At 74.1% G+C, this 2157-nt stretch carries 1 pseudogene; it reads left to right on the top strand.

The window, feature by feature from the left end:
* Positions 1-37: 37 nt before the first annotated feature.
* Positions 38-2157, top strand: a pseudogene (locus G3I65_RS34030) (beta-ketoacyl synthase N-terminal-like domain-containing protein); the annotation flags it as partial.

Here is a 2157-nt window from a genome sequence, read left to right on the forward strand (position 1 = left end):
CCGCCCGCGCGCCGGCCGGAGTGCCGCCAAGGCGACGGTGACCGCCGAAGGGCTTGCCGACGTCGTCCGCGCCGAGGTCTCGGCCGTGCTCGGGCTGGGGAACCCGGCCGCGGTGGAGCCGGGCCGCGCGTTCAAGGAGATCGGCTTCGACTCGCTCACCTCGGTCGAGCTGCGCAACCGCCTGGCTGCCGCGACCGGCCTCCGGCTGCCCGCCACGCTGCTGTTCGACCACCCGACCCCGGCGGCGGTCATCGACCGCCTGCACGCGGAACTGGCCGGGACCGGCGAAACCGCGGAAACCGCCACGCCGGCCGCCGTCGCGGGCGACCCGGTCGTCATCGTCGGGATGGCGTGCCGCTTCCCCGGCGGCGTGACCAGCCCCGACGAGCTGTGGCAGCTGGTCGTCGACGGCCGGGACGCGATCACCGAGTTCCCGACCGACCGCGGCTGGGACGCCGAGGCGCTGTACGACGCCGACCCCGACCGCCCCGGCCGCACCTACACCACGCGCGGCGGGTTCCTGCACGACGCGGGACAGTTCGACGCCGAGTTCTTCGGCATCAGCCCGCGCGAAGCCACGGCGATGGATCCGCAGCAGCGTCTCCTGCTCGAAACCTCTTGGGAGGCCTTCGAAAACGCCGGGATCGACCCGCTGGGCCTGCGCGGCAGCCGGACCGGCGTCTTCGCGGGCGCGATGTACCACGACTACACCGCGCGGCTGGCCCCGCTGCCCGAGGAGGCCGAGGGCTACTCGTTCACCGGCGGTTCCGGCAGCGTCGTTTCCGGCCGCGTCGCTTACACCTTCGGGTTCGAAGGCCCGGCCGTCACGGTCGACACCGCGTGTTCGTCCTCGCTGGTCGCGCTGCACCTCGCCGCGCAGGCCCTGCGGCAGGGCGAATGCGGGCTCGCGCTCGCGGGCGGCGTCGCGGTGATGGCGACGCCGGGCTCGTTCGTGGAGTTCAGCCGCCAGCGGGCGCTCGCCCCGGACGGCCGCTGCAAGCCGTTCGCGGCCGCCGCCGACGGCACCGCCTGGGCCGAGGGCGCCGGGATGCTGCTGCTGGAGCGCCTGTCCGATGCTCGCCGCAACGGGCACCCGGTGCTGGCCGTGCTGCGCGGCTCCGCGATCAACTCCGACGGCGCTTCGAACGGCCTCACCGCCCCGAACGGCCCGTCACAGCAACGCGTGATCCGCGCCGCGCTCGCGACCGCGGGCCTCACCCCGTCCGATGTGGACGCCGTCGAGGCGCACGGCACCGGCACCCCGCTCGGCGACCCGATCGAGGCGCAGGCCCTGCTCGAAACGTACGGCCAGGACCGGGAAACGCCGCTGTGGCTCGGTTCGCTGAAGTCGAACGTCGGGCACACCCAGGCCGCCGCCGGGGTCGGCGCGGTCGTCAAGGTGGTCCAGGCCATGCGCCACGGCGTGCTGCCGGCGACGCTGCACGTCGACGAGCCGTCCCCGCACGTCGACTGGACGGCGGGTGCGGTCGAGCTGCTCACAGAGAACCGCGCCTGGCCCGAGGTCACCCGCCCGCGCCGCGCCGCGGTGTCGTCGTTCGGCATCAGCGGAACCAACGCGCACGTCATCCTCGAAGCCGTGCCGGAACCGGCCCCGTCCGCTGCGGTCGACGGACCGGTGCCGTGGGTGCTCTCCGCCCGGAATGAGCCCGCGCTGCGGGAGCAGGCTCGTCAGCTGCTGCCGTTCGTGAACGGCGATGCCACCGCAGTCGCGCGGGCGCTGGTCAAGCGGTCGGCGTTCGACCACCGCGCCGTCGTCACCGATGACCTGAAAGCCGGGCTCACCGCGCTCGCAGAACGAGGCAGTGGTGCCGGGGTGGCCCGCCCGAACCGCCGGGTCGTGTTCGTCTTCCCCGGTCAAGGCTCACAGTGGGCCGGGATGGGACGGGAGCTGCTCGCGGCCGATCCGGTGTTCGCGGCCCGCATGGCAGAGTGCGCAGACGCCTTGCGGTCCTTTGTGGACTGGGAGCTACTGGACGTCCTCGACGACGCCGAAGCACTCCAGCGGGTCGACGTGGTCCAACCCGCGCTGTGGGCGATGATGGTGTCGCTCGCCGCCGTCTGGCGGGCGCACGGGGTCGAACCCGCCGCCGTCGTCGGGCACTCGCAGGGCGAGATCGCCGCCGCGGTCGTCGCGGG

It is taken from the genome of Amycolatopsis sp. SID8362, from assembly GCF_010550475.1.
Taxonomy (GTDB): domain Bacteria; phylum Actinomycetota; class Actinomycetes; order Mycobacteriales; family Pseudonocardiaceae; genus Amycolatopsis; species Amycolatopsis eburnea.